General features: G+C 56.8%; 15 protein-coding genes. 3 read left to right on the top strand and 12 right to left on the bottom strand.

All coding sequences use genetic code 11. The features are described 5' to 3' along the window. Positions 1-2: 2 nt before the first annotated feature. From selB to ACQKPE_RS08005, 11 genes are all read right to left on the bottom strand, one after another. Positions 3-1,925 (bottom strand): selenocysteine-specific translation elongation factor, encoded by a 1,923-nt coding sequence (selB, locus tag ACQKPE_RS07955; protein ID WP_427664717.1) that lies wholly within the window; start codon positions 1,923-1,925, stop codon positions 3-5. Further along, complete coding sequence (gene selA, locus ACQKPE_RS07960; RefSeq protein WP_427664719.1) at positions 1,922-3,349, bottom strand: L-seryl-tRNA(Sec) selenium transferase; 1,428 nt, start codon at positions 3,347-3,349, stop codon at positions 1,922-1,924. The genes selB and selA overlap by 4 nt, the downstream gene beginning before the upstream one ends. Positions 3,350-3,491: 142 nt before the next feature. After that, positions 3,492-4,412 (bottom strand): formate dehydrogenase accessory protein FdhE, encoded by a 921-nt coding sequence (fdhE, locus tag ACQKPE_RS07965; protein WP_427664721.1) that lies wholly within the window; start codon positions 4,410-4,412, stop codon positions 3,492-3,494. A gap of 4 nt (positions 4,413-4,416) precedes the next feature. After that, a complete protein-coding gene (locus ACQKPE_RS07970) occupies positions 4,417-5,073 on the bottom strand; it encodes a formate dehydrogenase subunit gamma (RefSeq protein WP_427664723.1) in 657 nt (218 codons plus the stop codon). Beyond that, positions 5,070-6,020 carry a formate dehydrogenase subunit beta gene (fdxH, locus tag ACQKPE_RS07975; protein WP_427664725.1) on the bottom strand — a complete coding sequence of 317 codons (951 nt, stop codon included), beginning with the start codon at positions 6,018-6,020 and terminating at the stop codon, positions 5,070-5,072. The genes ACQKPE_RS07970 and fdxH overlap by 4 nt, the downstream gene beginning before the upstream one ends. Continuing rightward, positions 6,020-9,088, bottom strand: coding sequence for a formate dehydrogenase-N subunit alpha (gene fdnG / locus ACQKPE_RS07980; RefSeq protein ID WP_427664726.1), 3,069 nt, complete (start codon positions 9,086-9,088; stop codon positions 6,020-6,022). The genes fdxH and fdnG overlap by 1 nt, the downstream gene beginning before the upstream one ends. Positions 9,089-9,453: 365 nt before the next feature. After that, on the bottom strand, positions 9,454-10,371 hold the full coding sequence (locus ACQKPE_RS07985) for an Abi family protein (RefSeq protein WP_114731470.1): 918 nt from the start codon (positions 10,369-10,371) through the stop codon (positions 9,454-9,456). A 481-nt stretch (positions 10,372-10,852) separates the two neighbouring features. Then, entirely contained in the window at positions 10,853-11,602 is a 750-nt protein-coding gene (locus tag ACQKPE_RS07990) for a restriction endonuclease (RefSeq protein ID WP_427664728.1), read from the bottom strand. Then, entirely contained in the window at positions 11,602-12,408 is an 807-nt protein-coding gene (locus ACQKPE_RS07995) for a hypothetical protein (RefSeq protein WP_427664730.1), read from the bottom strand. The genes ACQKPE_RS07990 and ACQKPE_RS07995 overlap by 1 nt, the downstream gene beginning before the upstream one ends. A 272-nt stretch (positions 12,409-12,680) precedes the next feature. Further along, positions 12,681-14,450 carry an ATP-binding protein gene (locus ACQKPE_RS08000; protein ID WP_427664732.1) on the bottom strand — a complete coding sequence of 590 codons (1,770 nt, stop codon included), beginning with the start codon at positions 14,448-14,450 and terminating at the stop codon, positions 12,681-12,683. Next, positions 14,450-15,580, bottom strand: coding sequence for a hypothetical protein (locus tag ACQKPE_RS08005; RefSeq protein ID WP_427664734.1), 1,131 nt, complete (start codon positions 15,578-15,580; stop codon positions 14,450-14,452). Before ACQKPE_RS08005 ends, ACQKPE_RS08000 begins: the two co-directional genes overlap by 1 nt. Positions 15,581-15,945: 365 nt before the next feature. Between ACQKPE_RS08005 and ACQKPE_RS08010 the strand changes: the two genes are divergently transcribed. From ACQKPE_RS08010 to ACQKPE_RS08020, 3 genes are all read left to right on the top strand, one after another. After that, the gene (locus ACQKPE_RS08010; protein ID WP_427664735.1) at positions 15,946-20,496 is read left to right on the top strand and encodes an ATP-binding protein; all 4,551 of its coding nucleotides are present in this window, start codon (positions 15,946-15,948) and stop codon (positions 20,494-20,496) included. Positions 20,497-20,510: 14 nt separating this feature from the next. Further along, positions 20,511-22,031 (top strand): DUF5677 domain-containing protein, encoded by a 1,521-nt coding sequence (locus ACQKPE_RS08015; protein ID WP_114731465.1) that lies wholly within the window; start codon positions 20,511-20,513, stop codon positions 22,029-22,031. 214 nt (positions 22,032-22,245) lie between these two features. Beyond that, entirely contained in the window at positions 22,246-22,539 is a 294-nt protein-coding gene (locus ACQKPE_RS08020; RefSeq protein WP_427664737.1) for a helix-turn-helix domain-containing protein, read from the top strand. Here the strand turns inward: ACQKPE_RS08020 and ACQKPE_RS08025 are convergent. Then, positions 22,487-23,575, bottom strand: coding sequence for a tyrosine-type recombinase/integrase (locus ACQKPE_RS08025; protein ID WP_427664739.1), 1,089 nt, complete (start codon positions 23,573-23,575; stop codon positions 22,487-22,489). The genes ACQKPE_RS08020 and ACQKPE_RS08025 overlap by 53 nt on opposite strands. Positions 23,576-23,589: the final 14 nt, after the last annotated feature.

Raw genomic sequence — 23,589 nt, forward strand, 5'->3', positions numbered from 1 at the left:
ACTCAGGGACTGGCCTGCTGCTGGGCCAGCGCGCTGTCGGCGCGAATGTGACGCTGGTCGGCCACCCTGCGGGTGAGGCCGAGGCGGTCGAAGTATTCCAGTATCTGCACACTGCGCTTGCGACCGATGCCCAACATATCGCGAAACGCAGCCACCTGCACTATCGGGGTAGCGGCTGATTGCTGCAACAGCAACGCGGCCATGCGCTGGATCGTCTGCTCAGGGTAGAACAGGTCGCGCACCACCTGGTGCAGCACGCCCAGACGCGCCAGCTTGCGCAGCAACAGGCGCACTTCGCTTTCCTCCACCTGCTCTTCGCTGGCCAGGGTGCGCACCCAGGGCGGGTCGAACGCGCCTTCGAGCAAGCGGGGTTGCAAACGCGCCCAAAGCGCAGCGTCGGCTTCGCTCAGTTGCACCTTGTGATCGGGCAGATGCAGCCAGGGGCCGCTGCTGGCGATCGCCCCTTCGCCGATGATTTCATCCAGCAGGCTGACGAACGCCGGGCGCTCCAATGCCAAGGCACAAAACCTGCGCAGGCGGTCGCGGTCCGGGCCGAGCTGGTCGGGCTCCTGGGTGTGGAACAACGCCAGTTGCTCCAGTACCTGGGTCTTCAGCGCCTGCCATTGCGCACTGGCGAACAGCAACTGCCCCTGGCGCGTGGCGATGACCTGCACCTCCTCTGGCAACTGCCAGCTTTCCCGCAGGCGGTTGAACTGGCGCTCCAGGCGTTGCGGGTCGAGTCCGGCCGGGGCGGTTTCGAGCAAGGCCGGCAGGGCATGCTCCAGGCTTGTAGCCTTGCGCAGCACCTGCAACTGGTTCAGGCGGGTGTCGCTACGACGCTGGCGACTGGGCGCGAAGGGGTCGAGCACCCGGCCGCCCCCGAGCGTTCGCTGGGCACGCTGGTCGCGCAGCACCAGGCGGTCGCCATGCACCGCCTGCAAAGGGGCATTGAGCAGCAGCTGGGCGAACATGCGCTGGCCCGCGCCGAGCGTCTCGCCCTCCAGCAGCGCGACCCTGGCGGTGACATCCTGGGTCCCCAGGTGCACATGGACAGCGCTGTAGTGCTCGAACGCCCGCATCTCGCCAGGCAACAACATCAGTTCGATATCCACCCGCGTGCTCGGCGCGTGCAGCCACGCCGGCAGCAGCCAGTCGCCACGGCGCACCTGCTCGACAGCCAGCCGTTCGGCACTGATGTTCAGCGCCACCCGCTGCCCGGCCTGCGCCACCAGTGCAGGCTGGTTCTGCGCATGCAGCCCACGTACGCGCACCGGCTTGCCGGCCTTGCCCAGCAGCAAGGTGTCGCCTGCCGTAACCCGGCCAGCCAACGCGGTGCCGGTCACCACCACGCCGGCGCCAGGTACCGCGAACGCCCGGTCTATGGCCAGGCGAAAACCGCCGCGCACACTGCGCTGCTGTACCTGCGCCGCCGCATCGAGCAACGCGCTACGCAGCTCATCGACACCCTCGCCGGTAACGCTGGATAGCGCAAACTGCCGAGCCTCGGCATAAGGCCCCGGCGCTAACAATTGCGCGACCTGCGCCTGCACCTCGGCCACCCGTCCAGCCTCTACCCGGTCGCACTTGCTGATCGCCACCAGGGCCTGGGGAATGCCCAGCAGCTCGATGATCGCCAGGTGTTCACGGGTCTGCGGCATCACACCATCGTCGGCGGCCACCACCAGCAGCACCAGGTCGATGCCATGGGCGCCAGCGAGCATGTTGTGGATAAAACGCTCGTGCCCCGGCACATCGATGAAGCCCGTCAACGGCGCACCTTCGGCCAGGGCCGAGTAGCGGTAGCCGAGGTCGATGGTCATGCCCCGGGCACGCTCTTCCTGGCGCTGGTCACCGGCCTGGCCGGTCAGGGCCTGGAGCAGCGCGGTCTTGCCATGGTCGATATGCCCGGCGGTGCCGACGATCACTGCACCGGCCCTAGTCGCAAGGCCGGCAGCTGCGCCAGCCAGCCGAGCTCGTCGTCCAGCTGGCGCAGGTCGAGCCACAGGGCATCGTCGTCGATCCGCCCCAGCACCGGCACAGGCAGCTCGCGAAGGGCGCGCTCCAGCACCCGCAGGCTGCGCCCAAGCAGCTTTTTCGACACCAGCGGACGCAGGCACAGCGCAGCACTGGGCAGGCGTGCGACCGGCTGGCTGCCGCTGCCGATCATGCCCAAGGCCTGCTCCACCGTAATGGCCCATTGCTCGCCCAGACGTGCTGCCAGCTCCGGCGCCAGGCGCTCGGCCTGGGCGGCGATATCGGCCTGGGGCCGGGTGAGCAGCCGCAGGCTGGGCAGGCGTTCGGCCAGGCGGTCCGGGTTTCGGTACAGCGCCAGCACGGCCTCCAGGGCGGCCAGGGTGATCTTGTCGACACGCAGGGCACGCTTGAGTGGGTTCTTCTTGATCTTGGCGATCAATTCTCTGCGCCCGACGATAATGCCCGCCTGCGGGCCACCGAGCAGCTTGTCGCCACTGAAAGTGACGATGTCGGCGCCATCGGCCAGGGCCTGGCGCACCGTGGGCTCGGCGGGCAAGCCCCAGCGGGTCAGGTCGAGCAGGCTGCCGCTGCCCAGGTCTTCGAGCAGCGGCAAGCCGTGACGCTGGGCGATCTGCGCAAGCTCGGCAGTGGGCACTTGGGTGGTGAAGCCCTGGATGCTGTAGTTGCTGCAATGCACCCGCATCAGCAAGCCGGTGCGCGGGTTGATCGCCGCTTCGTAGTCACGGGCATGAGTGCGGTTGGTGGTGCCGATCTCATGCAGGCGTACACCCGCCCGGGCCATGATGTCGGGAATGCGGAAGGCGCCGCCGATCTCGATCAGTTCGCCCCTGGAGATGACGCCCTCCTTGCGGGCGCCCAGGCTGTTGAGCGCCAGCAATACGGCAGCGGCATTGTTGTTGACCACGGTAACCGCCTCGGCGCCGGTCAGCTCGCGAATCAGGCCTTCGATCAGGTCGTCGCGGTCGCCGCGCTTGCCGGTGGCCAGGTCGAACTCCAGGTTGAGCGGGTAGCGCGCGGCGGTTTCCATTGCCTGTACGGCTTCTTCCGGCAGCAGGGCGCGGCCGAGGTTGGTGTGCAGCACGGTGCCGGTGAGGTTGAAGACGCGGCGTACCTGGCTTTTCTGCTGGTTTGCCAGGCGTTCGCCAGCGCGGCCCAGGAGCACTTCGGCAGCCAGTTCGGCGGCGCTCAGTTGGCCCAGGCGAGCGGGTTCGCGCAGGTCGTCGAGCAACTGGCGCAAGGCAGCCAGGGCGGCATCGCGGCCATGGCGGTCGATCAACGAGAGGCCGGCGGGGTGGCGTAGCAGGGTATCGATGGAGGGCAGGCGTGGGGCTTGGCTGGGGAGGCTTGAAGACATGCGGTATGGCCTTCGACTGATCCGGTGTCTGTGATGGCCTATTCGCGGGCAAGCCCGCTCCTACAGGGTTAAGCGCAATGCCTGTAGGAGCGGGCTTGCCCGCGAATAGGGCGACTCGGTATTGAAGTGTAGACGCCGCCCGTCACCCCGGCGCCAGCAGCAGGTTCGGCGCCAGGCGCTGGAAGCCTTCGTCATCCAGGCGGATATCCAGTGCCAGGCTGGCCAGATCATCGGCCAGCGCGTCACCGCCCGCGTCGTTCTCCAGGTAGCAATGCTTGAGGTAGGTGTTGCACCCCGGACAGCATTCGGCACGCAGCGGCGCCTTGCCCGGCGCATGGCGGTCGTCTTCCAGGCTGGTGTAGCGCAAATCCTTGCTCGACTCGCAGTACACGCACTTGACCCGCACCACGTGCCACTCGCAAGCGCACAACGAGCAGGCCAGGTAGCGCAGGCCGTTGTGCTTGCCGCGGTTGCGCACCAGCCCGGCCATGGCCGGCGAGCCGCAGGCAGGGCATTGGCCCAGGCTGCCCGCAGGCTTGAGCTCCGTCGCCGGTAGCGCCAGCAGCCAGCTGGACCAAGCCGCTTGCAGCGCCGCACCGATGAACGGCACCAGCGCCGGCGGCACAGCATCGTACTGCCCACCGAGCAAAGCGATGCCCCAGCCTTTGCGCTGGGTTTCATCACTCGCGCGCAACGCTCGCAGCGCTTCGGCCAAGGGCCCTGAAGCTGGAGCCTGGAGTTCGTCTATCAACGCCTGCAACCACACCAGCCAGGCCCCTTCGCGCACCAGGCTGTCGGCCGCCAGGGGTGGCAACCCGTGGTTCAGGCACAAGCGTTGACGCGCCTCGGCCACCGGTAGGTCGCTGGGTGGATGGTCCACCAGGCGCTGCTGAAGATGACAAAGCTGGGCGACCAGGCGCAGGTAGTCCCCCAGCGCATGGCCTTCGGCAAGCCGCTCCAGGCGCGCGGCGCGCAGTTCGAACAGGTTGGCGGGCGGCAGGTGCAGGAAAGGCGGCATCACCGCCGAGGCTTCGATCTGCCCAGGTTCGAGTATCGTGCTCAAGCGTTCATCCTTCTTTTCCACCGTGACGCGGCGGCGACTTGTCGCCGGTCACGTCGCGGTACCACAGTTCATGGTGCTTGCGTGCCCAGGCGCGGCTGACCCAGCCATGCAGCATGGCGCCGACCGAGCCCTTGATCCAGATGCCCGCATAGATGTGCACGATGATGCTCAGCACCAACACGAAGGCCGCCAGCGCGTGCAGCAAGCTGGCCAGGCGAATGGCGCCGATGCCGAAGAACTCGCTGAAGTAGGCGCGCCAGATCACCACGCCACTCACCAGCAGCACCAGCATGCACAGCAGCAGGGTCCAGAACAGCAGCTTCTGCCCGGCGTTGTACTTGCCAATCGGCGGTACGCCCTCTTCTTCGTTGCGCATCACCCGGTCGACACGGCGTAGCCACAGGCGGTCGTTGGCGGTGATGAAGTTGGCGCGCCAGAAGCGCACCACCAGGCCGAGGAAGAACACGAACATCGCCACGCCCAGGAACGGGTGCAGGATGCGTGTCCACGGCCCACCGCCGAACAGGTGGCTCAGCCAGAACAGCGCCGGGTGGAAAAGCGCCAGCCCCGACAGCCCGGCCATGAAGAACAGGATCGCGACGATCCAGTGGTTGGTCCGCTCGTTGGCGTTGTAGCGCAGGATGGGCTTGTTGTCTTTCATGGCCGCTGCTCCCCTTGCCCGCCGGGCTTGCCCGGGTCGTAGACGTGAACCGCCGGGTCCACCTGGTGCACGCTGGCATCGGTTGGCGCGGGGTGTTCATCCTCCTCCACCCGCTGCGGGCCGACCCGCACATAGTGGAAGAACCCAGCCAGCACCGCTGCGCCCATGGCCAGCAGCGCCAGCGGCTTGCTGATGCCCTTCCACAGCCCCACCAGCGGGCTGATCACCGGCTGGTCCGGCAGGCCGGCGTACAGGCGCGGGGTGTCGGCGTGGTGCAACACGTACATCACGTGGGTGCCGCCCACGCCGTCCGGGTCATACAAACCCGCGTTCTCATAGCCACGGGACTTCAAGTCGACGATGCGTTCGTCGGCATGCACCTTCATCTCCTCCTTGCTGCCGAAGACGATGGCCCCGGTCGGGCAGGTCTTCACGCAGGCCGGCTCCAGGCCCACGGCCACGCGGTCGGAACACAGGCTGCACTTGTAGGCCTTGTGGTCTTTCTGCGAAATGCGCGGGATGTTGAACGGGCAGCCGGTGATGCAGTAGCCACAGCCGATGCAGTGGTCCTGGTTGAAGTCGACGATGCCGTTGGCGTGCTTGATGATCGCGCCAGGGCTCGGGCAGGCCTTGAGGCAGCCGGGGTCGGCGCAGTGCATGCAGCCGTCCTTGCGGATCAGCCACTCGAGGTTGCCATCGTCGCGCTCATGCTCAGTGAAGCGCATCAGCGTCCAGGTGTCGGCGGTCAGGTCCTGGGGGTTGTCGTAGGTGCCGTGATTGTGGCCAACCTCGTCACGCAGTTCGTTCCACTCCGAACACGCCACCTGGCAGGCCTTGCAGCCGATGCACTTGGTGGTGTCGATCAGCTTGGCCACTTCCTGCTGCTGGCGTACCGAAGAGGGTACGGTCGTGGTGGCCGAGCGGGCGATGATATCTTGCTGGGCCATCAGACTTTCTCCACATTGACGAGGAACGACTTGGACTCCGGCGTCTGGGTGTTGCCATCACCGAGGAACGGCACCAGGGTGTTGGTCAGGTAGCCATGCCGAGTAGAACCGGTGAAGCCCCAGTGCAACGGGATGCCGATCTGGTGGACGGTCTGGTTGTTGACCTGCAGCGGACGAATCCGCTTGGTCACCACCGCCACCGCCTCGATAAACCCGCGCTTGCTCGACACCCTCACCCGGTCACCGGCCTTGATGCCCTTCTCGGCCGCCAGCACCTCGCCGATCTCGACGAACTGCTCGGGCTGGATGATCGAGTTGAGCTGGCAGTGCTTGCTCCAGAAGTGGAAATGCTCGGTCAGGCGATAGCTGGTGGCCGCGTAGGGGAACTCCTCGTGCTTGCCGAGCGTGTCCCACACCGAGTCGAACACCCGACCGGCCGGGTTGCTGGTGGCCTTGGGGTTCTGCGGGTGCAGCGGGTTGACACCAATGGGCGTCTCGAACGGCTCGTAGTGCTCGGGGAACGGCCCTTCGGCCATCTTGTCGATGGCGAAGAAGCGCGCCACGCCCTCGGGGTTCATGATGAACGGGTTCATCCCCGCCTCCGGTGGCGAGTCAGCCTTGAAGTCCGGCACGTCGGTGCCACCCCAAGCCTTGCCGTTCCACCACACCAAGCGCTTTTTCTCCGGGTCCCAGGGCCTGCCCTGAGGGTCGCTGGAGGCGCGGTTGTAGAGGATGCGGCGGTTCGCCGGCCACGCCCAGGCCCAGTTCTGCACTTGGTGCATGCCATAAGGGTCACTGTTGTCGCGCCGGGCCATCTGGTTGCCCTGCTCGGTCCAGCTGCCGCAGAAGATCCAGCAGCCCGAGGCGGTGCTGCCGTCGTCCTTGAGCTGGGCGAAGCCGGCCAGTTGCTGGCCGCTTTTGAGCGTGGCGCCGGTAGCGTCGGTGAGGTCACTGACCGCCCAGCCGTTCATCTCCTTGGCCAGCTCTTCCGGCGAGGGCTCTTCCGGCACCTTGTAGGGCCAACTGATGTTCATCATCGCGTCGGGGTACGCACCGCCCTCGGCCTTGTAACGCTCGCGTAGACGCAGGAACAGCTCGCTCATGATGTGCACATCAGTGCGCGTCTCGCCCGGGCCATCGGCGCCTTTCCAGTGCCATTGCAGCCAGCGGCTGCTGTTGACCAGCGAGCCGTCTTCCTCGGCAAAGCAGGTGGTGGGCAGGCGGATCACCTCGGTCTGGATGCTGCCGGTATCGACATCGTTGTAAGGCCCGGCGTTACGCCAGAACTCGGACGTTTCGGTGGCCAGCGGGTCCATGATGACCAGCCACTTGAGCTTGCCCAATGCAGCGGTGACGCGGTTCTTGTCCGGCAGCGCGGCGATCGGGTTGAAGCCCTGGCAGATATAGCCGTTGACCTTGCCCTGGCTCATCATCTCGAACATGCGCAGCACGTCGTAGGCCGGTACGTCGAGCTTGGGCAGCCAGTCATAGCCCCAGTTGTTCTCGGCGGTGGCCTTGGCGCCATACCAGGCCTTCATCAGGCTGACGTGGAACTTGCCGTAGTTCTGCCAGTACGACAGCTGCCCTGGGCGCAGCGGCTTGGACGCGCGTTTGTCGACAAAGGCAGCATAGTCCTGCTCGGCATCGCCGCCCAAGGTGAGGTAGCCCGGCAGCGAGTTGGACAACAGCCCGAGGTCGGTCAGCCCCTGGATGTTGGAGTGGCCGCGCAAGGCGTTGACGCCACCGCCCGGCATGCCGACGTTACCCAGCAGCAACTGCACCATGGCCGCACTGCGGATGATCTGCGCGCCAATCGAGTGCTGTGTCCAGCCCAGCGCGTAGAGGATGGTCATGGTCTTGCCCGGCGCCGAGCAGGTGGCGATCTCTTCCCAGATCTTCATCATCTGGTCCTGAGGCATGCCACAGGTCATGCTCGCCAACTCAGGCGTGTAGCGGCTGTAGTGCTGTTTCATCAGCTGGAACACGCAACGCGGGTGCTGCAGGGTCGGGTCGACCTGGGCGAAACCGTCCTCGCCAAGCTCGTAGCCCCAGCCGGACTTGTCCGCATAGACGCGCTTGGCCGCGTCATAGCCACTGAACAGGCCGTCTTCGAAGCCGTAGCTCTCTTTGACGATGAACGACACGTCGGTGTAGTTACGCACGTATTCGTGCTGAATCTTGTCGGTGCTCAGCAGGTAGTTGATCAACCCGCCCATGAAGGCGATGTCGCTACCGGTGCGGATCGGCGCGTAGTAGTCCGCCACCGAGGCGGTGCGGGTGAAACGTGGGTCGACCACGATCAGTCGCGCCTGGTTGTGCGCCTTGGCCTCGGTCACCCATTTGAAGCCACAGGGATGTGCCTCGGCTGCGTTGCCGCCCATTACCAGGACCAGGTTTGCGTTGGCGATATCAGACCAATGGTTGGTCATCGCACCACGGCCAAACGTCGGGGCAAGACTTGCCACCGTCGGGCCGTGTCAGACACGTGCCTGGTTATCGAACCCCAGCATGCCGAGAGAACGGACGACCTTGTGGGTCAGGTAGCCGGCTTCGCTGGATGCAGCAGACGCGGCGAGAAAGCCGGTGCTGACCCAACGGTTGACGGTCTGGCCCTGGGCGTTCTTCTCGATGAAGTTGGCGTCACGATCCTCTTTCATCAGCGTGGCAACGCGGTCAAGCGCTTCGTCCCAGCTGACGCGGACCCACTCCTTGCTGCCCGCCTTGCGTACCTCGGGGTACTTGAGGCGGCTGGGGCTGTGGATGAAGTCGAGCAGGCCCGCACCTTTCGGGCACAGCGTGCCGCGGTTGACCGGGTGGTCGGCGTCGCCCTCGATGTGGATGATGCTCTGCTTGACGTTTTTCCCGGCATCGCCCTGGCTGTACAGGATCAGGCCGCAGCCGACCGAACAGTAGGGGCAGGTGTTGCGGGCTTCTTTAGTGTGCGCCAGCTTGAAGTGGCGCACCTGCTCGGCGAACGCAGGTGTCGGGGCCATGCCCAACGCCGCGAGGCTCGAGCCTCCAAGGCCTATGGCAGCGGCCTTGAAGAACTGCCGACGGTTGAGATCCATCGTGCACTCCTGATCAGGTGTGGGCGCACGGGACGTTGCCGGCGCCTCTCGGGACATCACGGTGGCGGTAGGTAGATACCGCCACCATTAAGCCTAGCCAAGAATCCGGGAAGTGCGATGACGGGGGTCAACAGGGGAGCGAGGCCGATATTCAGGCAAAAAAAACCGCCACTGGCTCAGTGGCGGTTTTTTTCACGGCAGCATCAGAACGGTTGTACTCACCAAAACATCGTAAACAACTCAGATTTCCTTTCGAATCAACGCCTTGGTGATGAGTCATGTGTCATCTGCCCAAGAAATGTAAACACAACCAAGATTTAAAGCTCTGTTGTTTACACTTCTCCCCAGCCGGGCGCACTCCTAAGTCAGGACCAGAATGGCCGGATCTCCCAACCTGCCACCAGGCCTAGCTCGGCCGTGGTTCGGCCTGCTTTCCCTAAGCCGACCGTAGGCAGGGTCGACATCAACTGCTTGAACCGTACCTTCCAGTCGGAGGTGGGGTCGATTTTTTCGAGCAAAGCCTGGACGACGACTGCTCGGGCAAAAATGCGCCCTCGATCATTGTGACTGGGAAACTCACCGGCAATAGCCTTGGCGTATTTCGGCGCATCTGCGGTGATCGATGCGTTCCACAGCCTGCCATGGTGGGCGCAGACATTTCGCAGGATGGTCAGGCTTTTCAGCCAAGTCACCAACACGGACTCGTCGTACCCGAATTTGGCCGCTACAGTTTTGCGATGATCCAGGTGCAGATCACTGAACAGGCGCGAAAGCTGGCCGATGGTCATCGCCTCGAGAACCGTCCACACAGGCGGCAGGGCCGGCGTGTTGTAGTTATCGTAGTAATGCTTGATGGCCGCATTTTTTTCCGGAAGGCCCAGCACCTGTTTCATGACGTCGCGATGAGCTTTGCAATCCTTGAAGTGGATGGCGTCCATGTAGAAATGACTACCGCAGGTCTTGTCCAGAGCCAAGGTGTTGATGATCGCTGCACGGAACGCGACCTCAATGCGATCAATCGCATCCAAGAACACGAGGCGTAGCCGGCGATCGAAGTCATAAAGCTGTAGGATATCGTCGAACTGGACGGTGGCAAAGAACCGCTTTTGAGGGTCCTGCAGCGGCCGCATGTAGATCAGCAGGCGGTGATAGCCGATGAACTCTAGGGCGTGCAACGCTTTGTCTCGCTGTCCGCGGGTGCCTAAGCCTTTGAGTCTCAGGTGGCGCAGCAGAGCGTTGGGTGGCTTCGCAGGCTTGAGGAAATAGAGGGGTGCTTGCGGCATGCCAAAGCATCCTGCGGGGGCATGGGGCCAGAAATAACTAACCCCCTGGTGCGCAGTACGGGACAAGTCCCGCCCGAGGCGTGGGGGCTATTCTTGAGATCAATGCTAACACGTTCCTACTGGTTGATCAAATTTGATCAATCTGCCAGGCAAAACGAAGCCAAATCAACACGTTACCGCCTTCCAACCGGTGTTCATCGCTGTCATTGCAGATTCCAGCTGAACCGGTAGGGATCCATGAACGGTTCTATGCACGTTGATAGCGTAAACCTCAAATCAGGGTATTGGGTACGCATAAAGATCTCCAATCAGGGAAAGTGTAAACAAAATCCAGGCGACGGGCGAGCTGTTTACATTTTATTGATTCAACAACGGGTACCCACGTGCTCGTCACGACACTTCGTTGATCACCTAGATTGCCGACACTCCGAGCACTCTACTAACAAGTCTTGCAGAAGAACATACACCGCAGACCAGAAAATCAGTCGACCGGATAGATCATTTGATGAACAACCTCAAGAAATGTAGTGTACCGCTCATCAAATGACGGAGAAACTTCAGAGGCGCTCTCCAAAATTCGCTCATGCTCATCTATAACCTTATTTAATCCAATGAGCGAAAAACAGCTCTCCACATTCGCTTCAGCCAAAATAAATTTATGAGAACGATCAATATGCCTATCGAGACACCATTCAACACTCACCCCTTCTTCTTGGAGTGTTAAATAAACACTAGACTCTAACGCACTACCTAGAACATCATTGCCACAGCCGCACTGACATAACAATGGGCGGTATTCCTGACCGAAAGTTTTAGCCCTGACAAACCCTATCTCTCGAAACAAACTTTGATGAACAGAAAAAGACACATCCATCATATTTTCGAAAATAGACAGCCCATCAAAAATCACATAATCAACCTCATCCGCCTCTAAGCTTTCAGAAAGAGACACGCTTCCAGACGTTGAATAAAACCCAATAAACTTCTGAGCTCCATGCTGTATCAACCTATCTAGAACCGAGCACTCATCTCCAGCATAAACAGGGCGCTGAGCTCTAGAAAAATGCTTGCAACTAACTAGATAGGTTACATCGTCTAATTGAGCAATCAAATCCTTCCCTTGATCTGGCCCGACTGATGGAGGCTCTAGTACTGTGTAACCTTGACTGGCTAAATAATAGCTCGCAAAATATTCCCATTGGTGGGAACTAAGCTGATCGAAGATATGCATCAAAACTCCTCAACCGAAAAAAAGAAGCCAGCATTGACAGATCGCATGCGCTGTAAAATTCTTGATACAAAAATTCGTTTATGACCGTGGTATTCGCTCAAATCAAAATTTGGATTTTCACGCAGATAGTCCTTAAGCTGACCATTCCAGATATTGAACTGATCGGGGTGTAATATCTGATTAACCTCCATCCAGCCACATGGAGTGTTATCCTCGCAAACTTTAAATATGTGGTCTTTTACACCATATATAAAGTATAGCTTATCTTTCGACAGATGAACAAAAGCCGCCGACCACCCTATTGAACGAGGCCCCTCCAAAATATCCTTGCCGCACCCACACATACAAAAAAGCGGCTTATACTCTACCTCACTCTCTTTATTCAAATAGTAATTCCAAGCCCAATTCCAACCATCCTCCCTACCACCAAAAAACTTATCGATGAAGCTAGAACTAGAATATGGCAGAAGCACTGATACCTGCACCCCACCAATTAACTCCACATGACAATTCAAAGTTTTGAGGCGCACCTGCAGGCTTGTCGTAAACTCCCCTGAATAAAAACCAATAAACCCCTCTGCATTGGCACGTCGCATACGCGAAGTTATATCCTTTTCGATGCTAGTACCGACAGCACCACCATTAATGTTGTGCCGTAGACTTACTAAAAATCTCTTTCCCTCCACGCTAAAGACATCAAAATCAGATACCCAATCACGATCCCATCCAGCCTGCTGAAGAAACTCTAAACCAAAATCCCGCCATTTTTCATCAGACCAATATTTTATTTCTTGTAGATAATTCATCTCAGCACCTTTGTTAAAAACAATAATTCCACTCACTAGCAGAGGCACCACTCGAAACTAGAACAGCTGATCAGGCTCCTGATGTACCGCTCACCCGCCATGCGCGTCGACTGAAGCCATGACTAAAAAGGACGGAGTTGGATACAATTACCAAGCTAATTTCCCTTACGGTAATAGGCTGGGCTATAAAATCCGTCAGCATCGGTCTCAGCTTGATATGAATAAGTGTCGAAGAAACTAGGGGCTGTTCACTATGCCCACGCAGTTAATACTTATGGAGTTTCCCAAAGCGCGTCAAGATTGACATCATCACTCGCGGGCCTATGTCCTTCCAGCAGTGGATCTACCTTCAGGATCATCGGCAAATCGAAGGCCGTTCCAGTGAGTACGCAGCATCCTTTGGCTAAGGTAGGTATCAACGATTTGGACGAGGTGTCCAATGTACTGATCGTATTATCGAGCAACATCAAGTCACGCTCATTGACCAAACGATGAATGAAGAAATTGTGAATCTGAGAGACGATAGTGGGTGAAATGTCCGCAGGCCGTTGGCTGGAGAGCGTCAGGTACACACCATATTTTCGTCCTTCCTTGATGATTTCCTCAAACAGCTCCAACCGATAATCCTTCCAGATTTCATGCTCTCGAGTAGATTGTTCGGAGAGAATGTTATGTGCCTCATCAATGATCAGGTGCAGGGTTTTCGTCGGAGGGCTGTTCAGCCCTTCCGCTTCCTTGTGGTTCACATAAAAACTCTTGGCAATAAGCATCGGTAGAATTTTCTTCACATCGTTCTTGCATTTTTTAAGCGAAATGACATGCAACAGATCAGGTGGCGGTGCGTCATCGACGATGTGCAGCACATTACGCAATCCCGATAGAGAAGATCTCGCCCTGGCCAATACGGGCTGGATATGCTCGTATTGCGCGTAGCCCATCACGACATCGTTGGAGAGCTGTAGATAACACCGCAAAAGTAGCTCATCGAATTGATCCAGCGCCTCCAGCTTCACATGCTCAGCTAGGAACGGCTGTAAAAAGGCAGCAAATGCCTGCCCATCAGAATCGTAGTAATGGCCTTCCAGCGCTCTAAAATACTTATACTGTGCATGGTATTTGACCCCGGCCAAATGGTATTGAAGCGCTTCCGAGTCGACAATTCGGGCGACCTCGCGGGTCAGCTCCAGCGCTTCCGGTTTAGGCTCTGCGGCAGCAAATACCCGCTCAAAGGTTTTGACCAAGAAATGCGCGAGCGGAATGTCTTTAAACTTCTCCCGCCCCGATAGTACCCGCCGCAGAAACGGTGCCTGCGTGTTGGTGGTGGCCTGGAACAGCAGGCTGAGGGTTTCCGCGTCCCAGAAGTGAGCGCTTTCCAATGTGAATCTCTGCGCACCCTTCTTGGAATCTAGAATGGTCACCTTTTTATCTGCGGTCGCCAGGATCTGGCCACCCGTGTACTCACCATTGAAATCAATGATGACAAACTGACTCTTGCCCTTTAACCCCTCAAGCTTTTCCCGAAACAACGTCGTATAGAGCTTGGCTAGGGTGTTCGACTTCCCACTGCCCGTGTTCCCAAAAATGCCCAGATGGCTGTTAAAGAGGCGCGTCCAGGGGAGACTGATGGGGACGTTTTCCTTGAGCATCGCACCGATGGTAAAGCTGGCCCCATCATTCACACCGTAGATCTTTCCGACCATTTCCTCACTGAGCAAGGAGGCGCGGTCCCGGATCATCGGCATGTACTTCACGCCCTCATAGAACTGATGATTGGCGACGTAACCGATAGGCCTGACATCCACTTTCCTGACGTACACGGTGTTTTCGGCGGTTTCGTCCAGCTTTCGCTCATCCAGGTATTCGCCTTCGACCAGACAGACGATATCGATAAATCCACGCTGGATCAGCAAGTGCTCCCGGATGGAGACCCCTCGGTACTTCACCCCATCGTGAAAGAGGGTCTCCTGGTTGGAGTCCTCGAATATCCTGAGGGTGATCCTGACGCCGCTGACCGCGATAACCTCACCGACCGAGATAGCCATCAGTGGGCCTCCCCAGGCTCGTAGGGCTGCGGGCTGAGCGAAAGGACATGCTTGTTGAAATGGGAAAAATTCAGGTTCGCCCCTTCGGGCGGGCCAATGACCTTCACGTTTCTCCAGGCGCCAAATTCGTCGCGCATTTTCCGCGCGCCCCCTTGGCTATAGGCACAAACAAACGTCTGGAGCTTGGGGTTTGACAGCGAGCGCTGGACAAGCTTGAGGATGTGCTCGTCCGCAAAGGAGAATCCGAAAGTGATCAGGATCGAGTTAGGTCGCTCCAGCTCGTAGCTGAGCAGCCTGAGCATTTGATAGTAGTGCTCTTCAAAAACCGTCTCGTGAAACTTCCATTTGGTAGGGTTAACGATGGGCAGCTTGTTATATTCGTACCAGAATTTTTCCATCTGATTAGGTGTAAGCTTCACCAACGGAACCTCGTCAGTGACACCACCTTTGGTAACTAAGTACTTTGAAAACTCTGAAATCTTATTTTCGACATGCGGGGTGAGCATTTTTTTGAAATCATTCGTGTAGTTCACCTCAATCTTGTCACCACTCTTCGCCCAGTAGACCGAGCCATGCAGGTGAATAATGTTCAACTGCGGGACGCCGTAGGCAGCACGCTCGAACACCCCAGTCTGGCATTGAAAAGTGTTGAAATTCCTAGCGTGCAAATGCTTCTTGTAAAACCCTGACGTCCCATCGTTCACAACAAATTCGTGCACCCCTTTCACCAGTAAGCGATCAGCCGCGTGCGTCAGGCAGCCATCATAATTGGTGGTGAAGATGTTGATTTTGCGATTGGCATCCTTTCTTCGGTCTAGGAACCCCAATAACGTATGCAAAAGCACTTCGTAGTGTTGAAGATTCTCCAGCCCCTCAGGCGTGGTAATCGCGGCCGGAGTAAAAGTCTGTACCGGGTGGATGCACGTGTTGTAGTAGTGCATGAACAGCGCCGCGTTTTTTTCGGGGCGAAGTGCGTACTTGGTCGATAGGGTTTCAATCGTCTCCCAGTTGCCTTGCGCATCCCGAATCTGCAACCCCAGGGTGGGAAACAGATCCGCCGACGCACCCGAGCCGATCAGGATATTAACGTTTTTGTTGTAGATATCCAGTGCTTCTATGGGCTCAAACATTCAACCTCCTGTCTCTAGGCCTATCGCCTTGTCCTGTACGGCGCCTTTCACGAGAGTTTTTCGATACGCCTGCCCAGCAAGCTACTGTTTTGCCACCATGGTGTCTACTCATGGCCTGTAGACTTTCTCATTGCACGACTCCCCCCGCACCCTTAGTAACCAGGCAGGCATATGACTACCTAGTCGAGTAAGGCTGAGACGGGCGGCGCTAGACATTCTGGGGTCGTGCCGTTTCGGCAGTTGTCCAAACCTGGTGGAACACATCGTACTCCAGCAGTGCCAACCCAGCATGTCGATACCTGCCCAAACGGTTACACTCGAATAGGGCAAGGTGCCATCAATCAGTTTTTGCTACGGATACCCGCATGGATTACTCACGCATCAGGGGCATGGAATCAGGACAGCGCCTCGCTTTCGAAGAACTCATTTGCCAGCTGGCTCACCTTGACCGGCCAGCCGCTGACGCCGAATTCAGGCGAATTGAAGGTGCAGGGGGAGACGGCGGGATCGAGGCCTACTGGTTGCTCAAAGACACAAGCGAAATCGGCTACCAGGCGAAATACTATTTAAAGTCCAGCGAGATTGATTGGGCCAATATTGACGAGTCAGTTAAACAAGCTCTCGCGACTCATCCTTCTCTGACAAAGTATGTTATTGCCATTCCATGCGACCTTACTGATAAGACAGGTCGAAAAGGCGGAGGCATGACCGGATGGGAGCACTGGGCAACGCACAAGGCTAAGTGGGAAGGCCTTGTTCCTGCGGGAAAACAAGTAGAATTTGTTCCCTGGACAGCCTCCACCATCACTGAGCGGCTGATACGACCGAACGCTGAAGGGCTTCGTAATTTTTGGTTTGGCGATGTTGAGCTTTCGGAATGTTGGTTCAGAGAAAAGATTGAGCTGTCAGTTAAGTCTTTGGAAGAGCGCTATCATCCCGAGGATCACGTAGAAGTACGAATCGAAAAGCTATTCAGAGTAGCGCTTCATGATAAAGGCATAGCCTCTGAGATCCGGGATCAAATAGCCAAGCTCTGTGACGCGATTAGCCTGGAAAAGGTTGAGAAAACTCTAGGCGAAAAAGCAATCCCCATAACTAATATCATCCGCGACGCAGCTAAAATCCTAGAGAGATTAGCGCTAGACATAACAATAGACCCATGGCGCCCATGGCCTATTGCAGAATGCACAGAATCCGCCACTGAAATCAGTAAACAACTGTCACAGTTGTGGTCTGCCAAGTGGGAAGCTGACGAAACCAGAGCAAAGCCCAAAAACGCGCATGACCAAGATTCGAACGACTTAGAATACAGACTCGGCAGAATTGGCGGTGAAGCCGACTCTCTGCTCTCGTTACTTGGAAACCAGTATTTTGACGGAGAAAAATCACGAACTATCTTCTTATACGGCAGAGCGGGAACGGGCAAATCTCACCTATTGGGGAGTGTTGCGCAACGGGCCGTATCGGAGGGAAGAAGTGCAATATTGATCTTGGGGCAGCATCTTAGCAGTGGCAACCTCTGGAAACAGATCACGTCGAGGCTAGAGCTAGGCGATATCACCTCTGACGTCTTCCTTAAAACTCTAAGCGCTGCGTGCGAGGCTACTGGTAAACGAGGCTTACTATTAGTCGACGCCATAAATGAAGGGGCTGGCCGGAGGCTCTGGAATGGTGAGCTGGCAGAGTTTATCACCAAAATTGAAAAGTACCGTAACTTGGTACTGGTAATCAGCTGCCGAACTGAGTACACGAAGAATATAATCCCAGAGCCGGTGCTCGACAGGTTACCCTCATTTGAAGTCCGAGGTTTTGAGACGGCTGGCGAGCAAGCAAGGGCAGCCCGAATTTATCTTAGCAAGCGTGGAATATCTCAGCCAAACAGCCCCTGGCTATCTGAAGAATTTGTAAATCCGCTCTTTCTTAGAAGTGCATGTATCGCCCTTCAAAAAGACAAAAAAACTTCATTCCCACAAGGGCTAAATGGAACTAGAGACGTATTTATATTCTATCTAAAAAGCATCGCTAGAAATTTAGGGGTAGGCCAGGACGGCACCGATACTCTAGTACCGCCTACTATCCAAGCTCTGGGCGCAATAGCTTTGGACATGGCGGACAAACGCCGTGACTACGTTCCTAAGAGCCAATCCATACAAATCGTAGGGCAGAGATTTGAGGGTCATCCTGCGCCAGCAGGCACAAACTGGCTTGAAGTGCTTCAGCGCAATGGATTGTTCAGGGTAGACCCAGGCCAAAAAAGTGACAATGGCAACCTATTTGATTACCCAGAAGACATCATCCGATTCAGCTTTCAGAGGTTGCAGGATCATCTGATGGCTGACGCCCTACTCAAAGAGGTTCAAGACCCGTCAAGAGCCCTTGAGAATGGCTGTCTCAGCTTTATTCATGATGGCGAGCAACTCGATTGGGAGTGGACTGGCCTGGTTGAAGCTCTTTCTATACAGCTGCCTGAGCGTTTTAACAGAGAACTACTAGATTTATTGCCTGGCGACATCAATACCTGGGCAAACGATTATGAAGTTCGCGAATCTTTTATTGAGAGCCTAAAGTGGCGCAACAGTAGTGCTTTCACGGAGCGAACCTTCGAAATATACGAAGCACTCCAGAACCATTTCAACAATTACTTCGACGTCATTATTCAACTCAGCACCATTCCCGACCACCCTTTTAACGCACTGTTCATTCATAAAAAGCTGCTCTGCATGAAGATGGCTGAGCGCGATTCATTCTGGACTCGCCAGATCAACGATCTCTCTCTCGACGAGGGAAGTATCTCCCGACGTTTGATTGATTGGAGCGCACTTGAACAAAGTGAGGATGCGGCCCCCGAGATTCAGTATCTCTGTGCTATTACCCTGACCTGGTTCACCTCTAGCACATGTAGGGAGCTTCGGGACAAAGCAACGAAGGCACTCACCTCGTTGCTACGTCACAACCTGAGCCTCTACAAAGAACTGAGTGAGGCCTTCCAGACCGTTGATGACCTTTACATCGTTGAGCGCCTACACACCGCCGCTTACGGTGCCTGCTGTATAGACCCAAGCAAAGAACGATTGCCGATGTTCGCAGAGGTTGCCTACCGATCCGTGTTTGATCGTGATGAGGTGCCCCTGTCAATACATCTTAGAGACTCAGCACTTGGAATTATCGAGCTTGCCAAATTCCACGAGTGCCTACCTGATAGCATCGACATCCAGCATGCCCGTCCGCCCTACCGGACGAAACCAATTCGACTCACTGTCACGGAAGAATCTCTCAAAAAAGTCGTCGAAAAGGCTGGTGATTCACAAATCAGTCGCTCCTGTACTGGATGGATTGGGGATTTCGCCAACTATGAGATTCAACCTCGGATCGGTTCATTCCTGAACATTTCGCTGAGGAAGCCTGAACCGCTTTCGGCGGATGAGTTGTATGAGCGTTTTGAAGAAGAGGTGATCAATCACTGCCAGGAGAGATCCGAGATTCTCCGTATGATGCACTCCTTCAGGGAAAATCCATTCAAGATGCTCCTAGGACATGAAGACACTGAAGAATCTGAAGAATCTGAAGAAAATAAGACATTATTCAAGCGGTCCGAAGCTCTACTTCTCTTACTGCTGAACCCGGCTGAGAAGCGGAGATACACCAAGGAATACAAGCCGCGCTTTGACGCCTCAACGGGTCGACACGACAGACAGCCACACGTAGACGTCAAAGCTGCTCAGTTCTGGGTCGCGAAACGGGCTTATGGTTATGGTTGGACAGCCGAGCGTTTCCCTCATGACCAAAGCTTCCGGCATCAACATGGCCGCGAGCGCCCCGCTGGTGAGCGAATAGGCAAGAAGTACCAGTGGCTAGCTCTCGACGAGCTTCTGTGCAGCCTTGCAGACAACAATTGGATGTCTGAGACGGCCTACCATGGATCTCGTCAGTATTCAGGCCCGCTAGATATAGGGTTTCATCGAGACATCGATCCCACCATTTTGCTTCCGGACGAGGCTCGGCCCGCTCCAAAGCTCTCAATCCCCAAGCATGAAATCTCCATGAGGGATACATCTGAAGCCGAGCTGAGCAAATGGCCGTTCGAGGAAGACCCTTCTGTGAACATGAAGAATCTCACAGCCAGGGTGGATTCCGAAGGACGCAGATGGGTTGTTCTCAATGAGCATCGCTCTGTATCCGAATACTACAAGGACAAAGCTAAACGTGAGCACGGACTCAGAAAACAGGAGTGGCGGTTCCTTCTGCCAATAATCGTGAGACAGAAAGATGAGAAAAGACTCATCGAATACCTGCTTGCCAAGCACGACATTGAGGTCAATGACTGGTCAACTCGGGGCTCCACCGGCTCCGCTTTCTTACTCGAGGCGCCGTGGCGTTCTGTGTGGGATCAGGAGCAGTGGTCGCTGATGGAGTTCCGCGACATCGGCGAGGTTGAGATCGCCTATCCCTGCTATCGGTATTACTGGGAGTCGCACTGTGACGCATCCCTGCCTGATGGAGCTGAAGCGTTGCTGCCGGCCCCTTGGCTAGCTCACCGGCTTGGCCTCAAAGTCGATGCTGACAATCCCAACGTCTATTTGGACAGCACAGGCACGCCTTGCTTCGTGAGCGGCAAAAGCCGAGATGATGGTTCGCACGCATTCATCGATGAAAAACTTTTCGACGCCTTCCTCAAAGAGGACGGCCTCTCCTGCGTCTGGGTGTTTGTAGCCGAACGAGGTGCTTGGCCCGGAGGTGGTAATTGGCACGCATCCTGGCGCCGCTCCGAAGGCTTTGTATGGCAGAAAAAGGGAAAACCTCAAATGCACCATTGGAACGACGATACCGACAAGGGTGAGTCGCGCGATTCATCAAGCCCCGGCCTCGTGCGGACTGTCAGCGCACCTATTGATGAACCCAACGACTGCAGATCATAGGACGAGGAAAGCGCATGTCGAAGAAGAAGAAAAAAACGCATCATAGCGGTCGAAACACAACGCCGCTTTCCGGGCATAAAAGGGTAGGCAAGGCGCTGGTGCCTCCATTCATGCAAATACCGGGCATCAGCTTCGCTTCATGGTCTAACGACCGACTACCAGAAATGCTCTGGGCTTGTCTCATCATCACTGTCGTCCCTCGAGAAACGGCTTTGGAGCTGTTCCGGAAGATCGCCTCAATTGGCGTGCGCTACCGAAGGCCACCAGAGGAGAACGGCAGCGGGTGGACACTCAGGCACTCCGATCTCCAAAACCAACCCCGAGAGCTCGTAGAAGAAATTGTTGCCGTCGTGCGTCAGTCCCATACGGGTATACAGGCACTGCGCCCGTTACTCCTGCTTGAAGGCCTACCAGCACATCAGTGGTGGAAAGCTGCCTTAGCAGTTGAGCCTAACGAAAACGATTGGCAAACCCTCGGGAAAGCCGTGCAAACCACATTCGAGCATCAATCGCAGGAAGCCACGGACGTCCGTTGGGTCAGCATACTTTTCAGAATGGCGCTGGGCGAAATCCACATGCCAGAGGAAGAGTGGTACGAGTTCACGGATTACCCCTACAGAGGGGATATGCGATCGGTTAGGCCGTCCATCCGCGCGATGGAAATGACCTTTGCCGACGCGGTTCTCCATCCATGGCCGAATCTATTTTGGGAGTACGTTCTGCAGCACACCACCTGCGTGGCTGCCCCACTCGACTCAAGAGAGGGCGAGTCCCATCCAGAGGACATTCAAAAGCATCTCATTGTAGTCCGAGAGGCTCTACTCGAACACTGGTATAAATCTCTTAGCACCACTGGTCTAAATCCCAAACACGACGGCGTGTTCGGCTTCGGGTTCTACGCACTGGCCTGCCTAGCCGAGATGAGCATGGGACCACTGAGTTCCGCGATCACTGGCCGACTACTGCTCCGCTCGCTCACAGAATGCCGGATATCCCTGGCCTACCTCGTTCGAAACGGCACCGACGAGATGTGGAAAAAGTTTCGCTCATACGGTGCCGGCCAGGCCAAGTTGGCACTGCTGAAGCACGAGGAAATGTCGGGCCAAAAGCCTCGGTTCGTTACCCAAGCAACGCTCGAGGCGCTGGCGAACGAAGACTATTTCCAGGAATACGTGGAAATTGACCTGGGCCACTGGTGCGGGAAAGACCTTCGACGGCTGGCGGAGGAGTCGGGCACGAAAGAGGACTATGACCGCTACTACGGCTGGGCCTCCGGATTTGTCCACGGCCAATGGGGAGCAATGCGGGACACCAACTTCACTCACTGCCTGAATCCTCTGCATCGCTTCCATCGCATCCCACTCCCTTTCCATCGCATGTTGGAGCCCACAACAGACGACGCATTGCATCTGGTGAACTGCATACTTGATGACGTAAACACCACTTATCCAGGCTTAGACACTCGCTTCGTTCTTGCGGATGTACCAGCAGGAGACGAAGAAGAAAATCCAGAAGCTCCTGTGGCGCCAGCTTGAGGCGAAGGGATGGACGACAATCGTGCACGCTTCCGTGTATGAAAGCAGTGCCTATTTGGCTACTCATACGGGCAGGTAGCCGAACGCAACGGCTCCCTTCACCTCCGCCTGCAAATGTGTTCTGAACATGCCGCAGCTCCCGACAATGAACACTATAGATTGTAGTCCTAAAGTGCTCACGCAGGCTTCATCGTTCCTTTTGCGAGGCTGGCAAATGGAACTGAAACAAGCATTCGGGCAGGCTCTTAAGCAGCTCAGAATGAGCCAAGGGCTCACTCAGGAGGATTTTTCCGACGTAAGCAGTAGAACCTATCTCAGCACGCTTGAACGAGGCCTGAAGAGCCCGACCCTCGATAAGCTTGACGAGATTGCATATGTCATGGAGGTGCACCCCGTGTCGATCCTTGTCCACAGTTACTTGCTGCGCGATAGATCAATGACCATCGAGCAACTGTTCAAACGTGTTCAGGAAGAACATGCGGAGTCACAGCATCGAACTCGCCATTAAAGGCATTTCTAAGTTCGGCGAAAACAGCATTCACGGCACTGAGCGACAGGGGCGACCCTGTGCCCATGGCGATGAACAGGAATGGGTGACGCCTTGCGCCTTCAGTGTTTCGGCGTGTATTCGTTATATATTCGTGCGTCAGCCTGCAAAGACCTGGGGATAACGGAATTTTTCTATCACGTGTCTTGACCAATGGCTGATCCTTTCGGGGATCCTCCGGATCGTCTGCCCGTCTGGCCACAATCAGCTCTTCCGACTGGAAGTTAATGTCGGGAATTTTTACATTTAAAAGTTCGCCACGACGTAGGCCAAGCTCGTAGAACCAGCGAACTAGGAGAGCATTTCGAATGCGTGTGCTCTTCCCCTTCCAAGGGTTGTCCGGTGATGTTGGCGACGTAACACTGAGAAGTCTCTCCACCACCTCTGGCTGAAGCCCTTCCCGCTGCCCAATAGTATTTCTCCCTTTATGGCGCGGCAGTCGCGCGCCCAGCGCATCCTTGCAAGACGTCCACTCATTCCAAAGCCTCGCGCCCTCAGTTGCACCCGGGTGATAGCGAGCCATATGGTATCGCACGAGCCAATCAAGATAGTCCCGGATGACCCGAATTCGGTTAGCTGCGGTATGACCTGCCACCTCTGGTGGTGCAAGTTTTCGTTGAAAAAGGCGCACGTTTTCAGCGGCGCGTCTAAGAGCGGATGGATGGGAAGGGGAAATCGAATCGCACTTCAGTTGATCGGCGACAGGGCGCTTGCAGTACCGAACAAGCTCGTCAAGCTCGCTTAAACGAAAAACACCGCCGTTTTGAATGCGCTGCTCAATATCAATCCGATTCGAGTCGAGGAATAGATGGAGCACCATGATTGACCTCAAGATCTGGTCAATCGTATTGCTCGCTCTGTTGGTCGCCCGAATCTCGCTGAGGACGTAAACGGACGGCTCGAATAAGGGAGCACCGGAGGCCAGTGCTACCAGCACAGGCAAGCGCTCCCCAGAGCCCAAGATAATTATCTTCACTGCATACGGATTCAGAGTCATTTGTTTACACCTTC

The organism is Pseudomonas sp. NPDC089554 (assembly GCF_050280645.1).
In the GTDB taxonomy this organism is placed as follows: domain Bacteria; phylum Pseudomonadota; class Gammaproteobacteria; order Pseudomonadales; family Pseudomonadaceae; genus Aquipseudomonas.

Excerpts from the sequence above, each read along its gene's own strand:
- ACQKPE_RS07970 (WP_427664723.1), bottom strand. The coding sequence starts at position 5,073 with ATGAAAGACAACAAGCCCATCCTGCGCTACAACGCCAACGAGCGGACC.
- ACQKPE_RS08015 (WP_114731465.1), top strand. The coding sequence starts at position 20,511 with ATGTCGAAGAAGAAGAAAAAAACGCATCATAGCGGTCGAAACACAACG.
- ACQKPE_RS07985 (WP_114731470.1), bottom strand. The coding sequence starts at position 10,371 with ATGCCGCAAGCACCCCTCTATTTCCTCAAGCCTGCGAAGCCACCCAAC.
- ACQKPE_RS08000 (WP_427664732.1), bottom strand. The coding sequence starts at position 14,450 with ATGGCTATCTCGGTCGGTGAGGTTATCGCGGTCAGCGGCGTCAGGATC.
- selA (WP_427664719.1), bottom strand. The coding sequence starts at position 3,349 with ATGTCTTCAAGCCTCCCCAGCCAAGCCCCACGCCTGCCCTCCATCGAT.
- ACQKPE_RS08020 (WP_427664737.1), top strand. The coding sequence starts at position 22,246 with ATGGAACTGAAACAAGCATTCGGGCAGGCTCTTAAGCAGCTCAGAATG.
- ACQKPE_RS07995 (WP_427664730.1), bottom strand. The coding sequence starts at position 12,408 with ATGAATTATCTACAAGAAATAAAATATTGGTCTGATGAAAAATGGCGG.
- ACQKPE_RS08005 (WP_427664734.1), bottom strand. The coding sequence starts at position 15,580 with ATGTTTGAGCCCATAGAAGCACTGGATATCTACAACAAAAACGTTAAT.
- ACQKPE_RS07990 (WP_427664728.1), bottom strand. The coding sequence starts at position 11,602 with ATGCATATCTTCGATCAGCTTAGTTCCCACCAATGGGAATATTTTGCG.
- ACQKPE_RS08010 (WP_427664735.1), top strand. The coding sequence starts at position 15,946 with ATGGATTACTCACGCATCAGGGGCATGGAATCAGGACAGCGCCTCGCT.
- fdxH (WP_427664725.1), bottom strand. The coding sequence starts at position 6,020 with ATGGCCCAGCAAGATATCATCGCCCGCTCGGCCACCACGACCGTACCC.
- ACQKPE_RS08025 (WP_427664739.1), bottom strand. The coding sequence starts at position 23,575 with ATGACTCTGAATCCGTATGCAGTGAAGATAATTATCTTGGGCTCTGGG.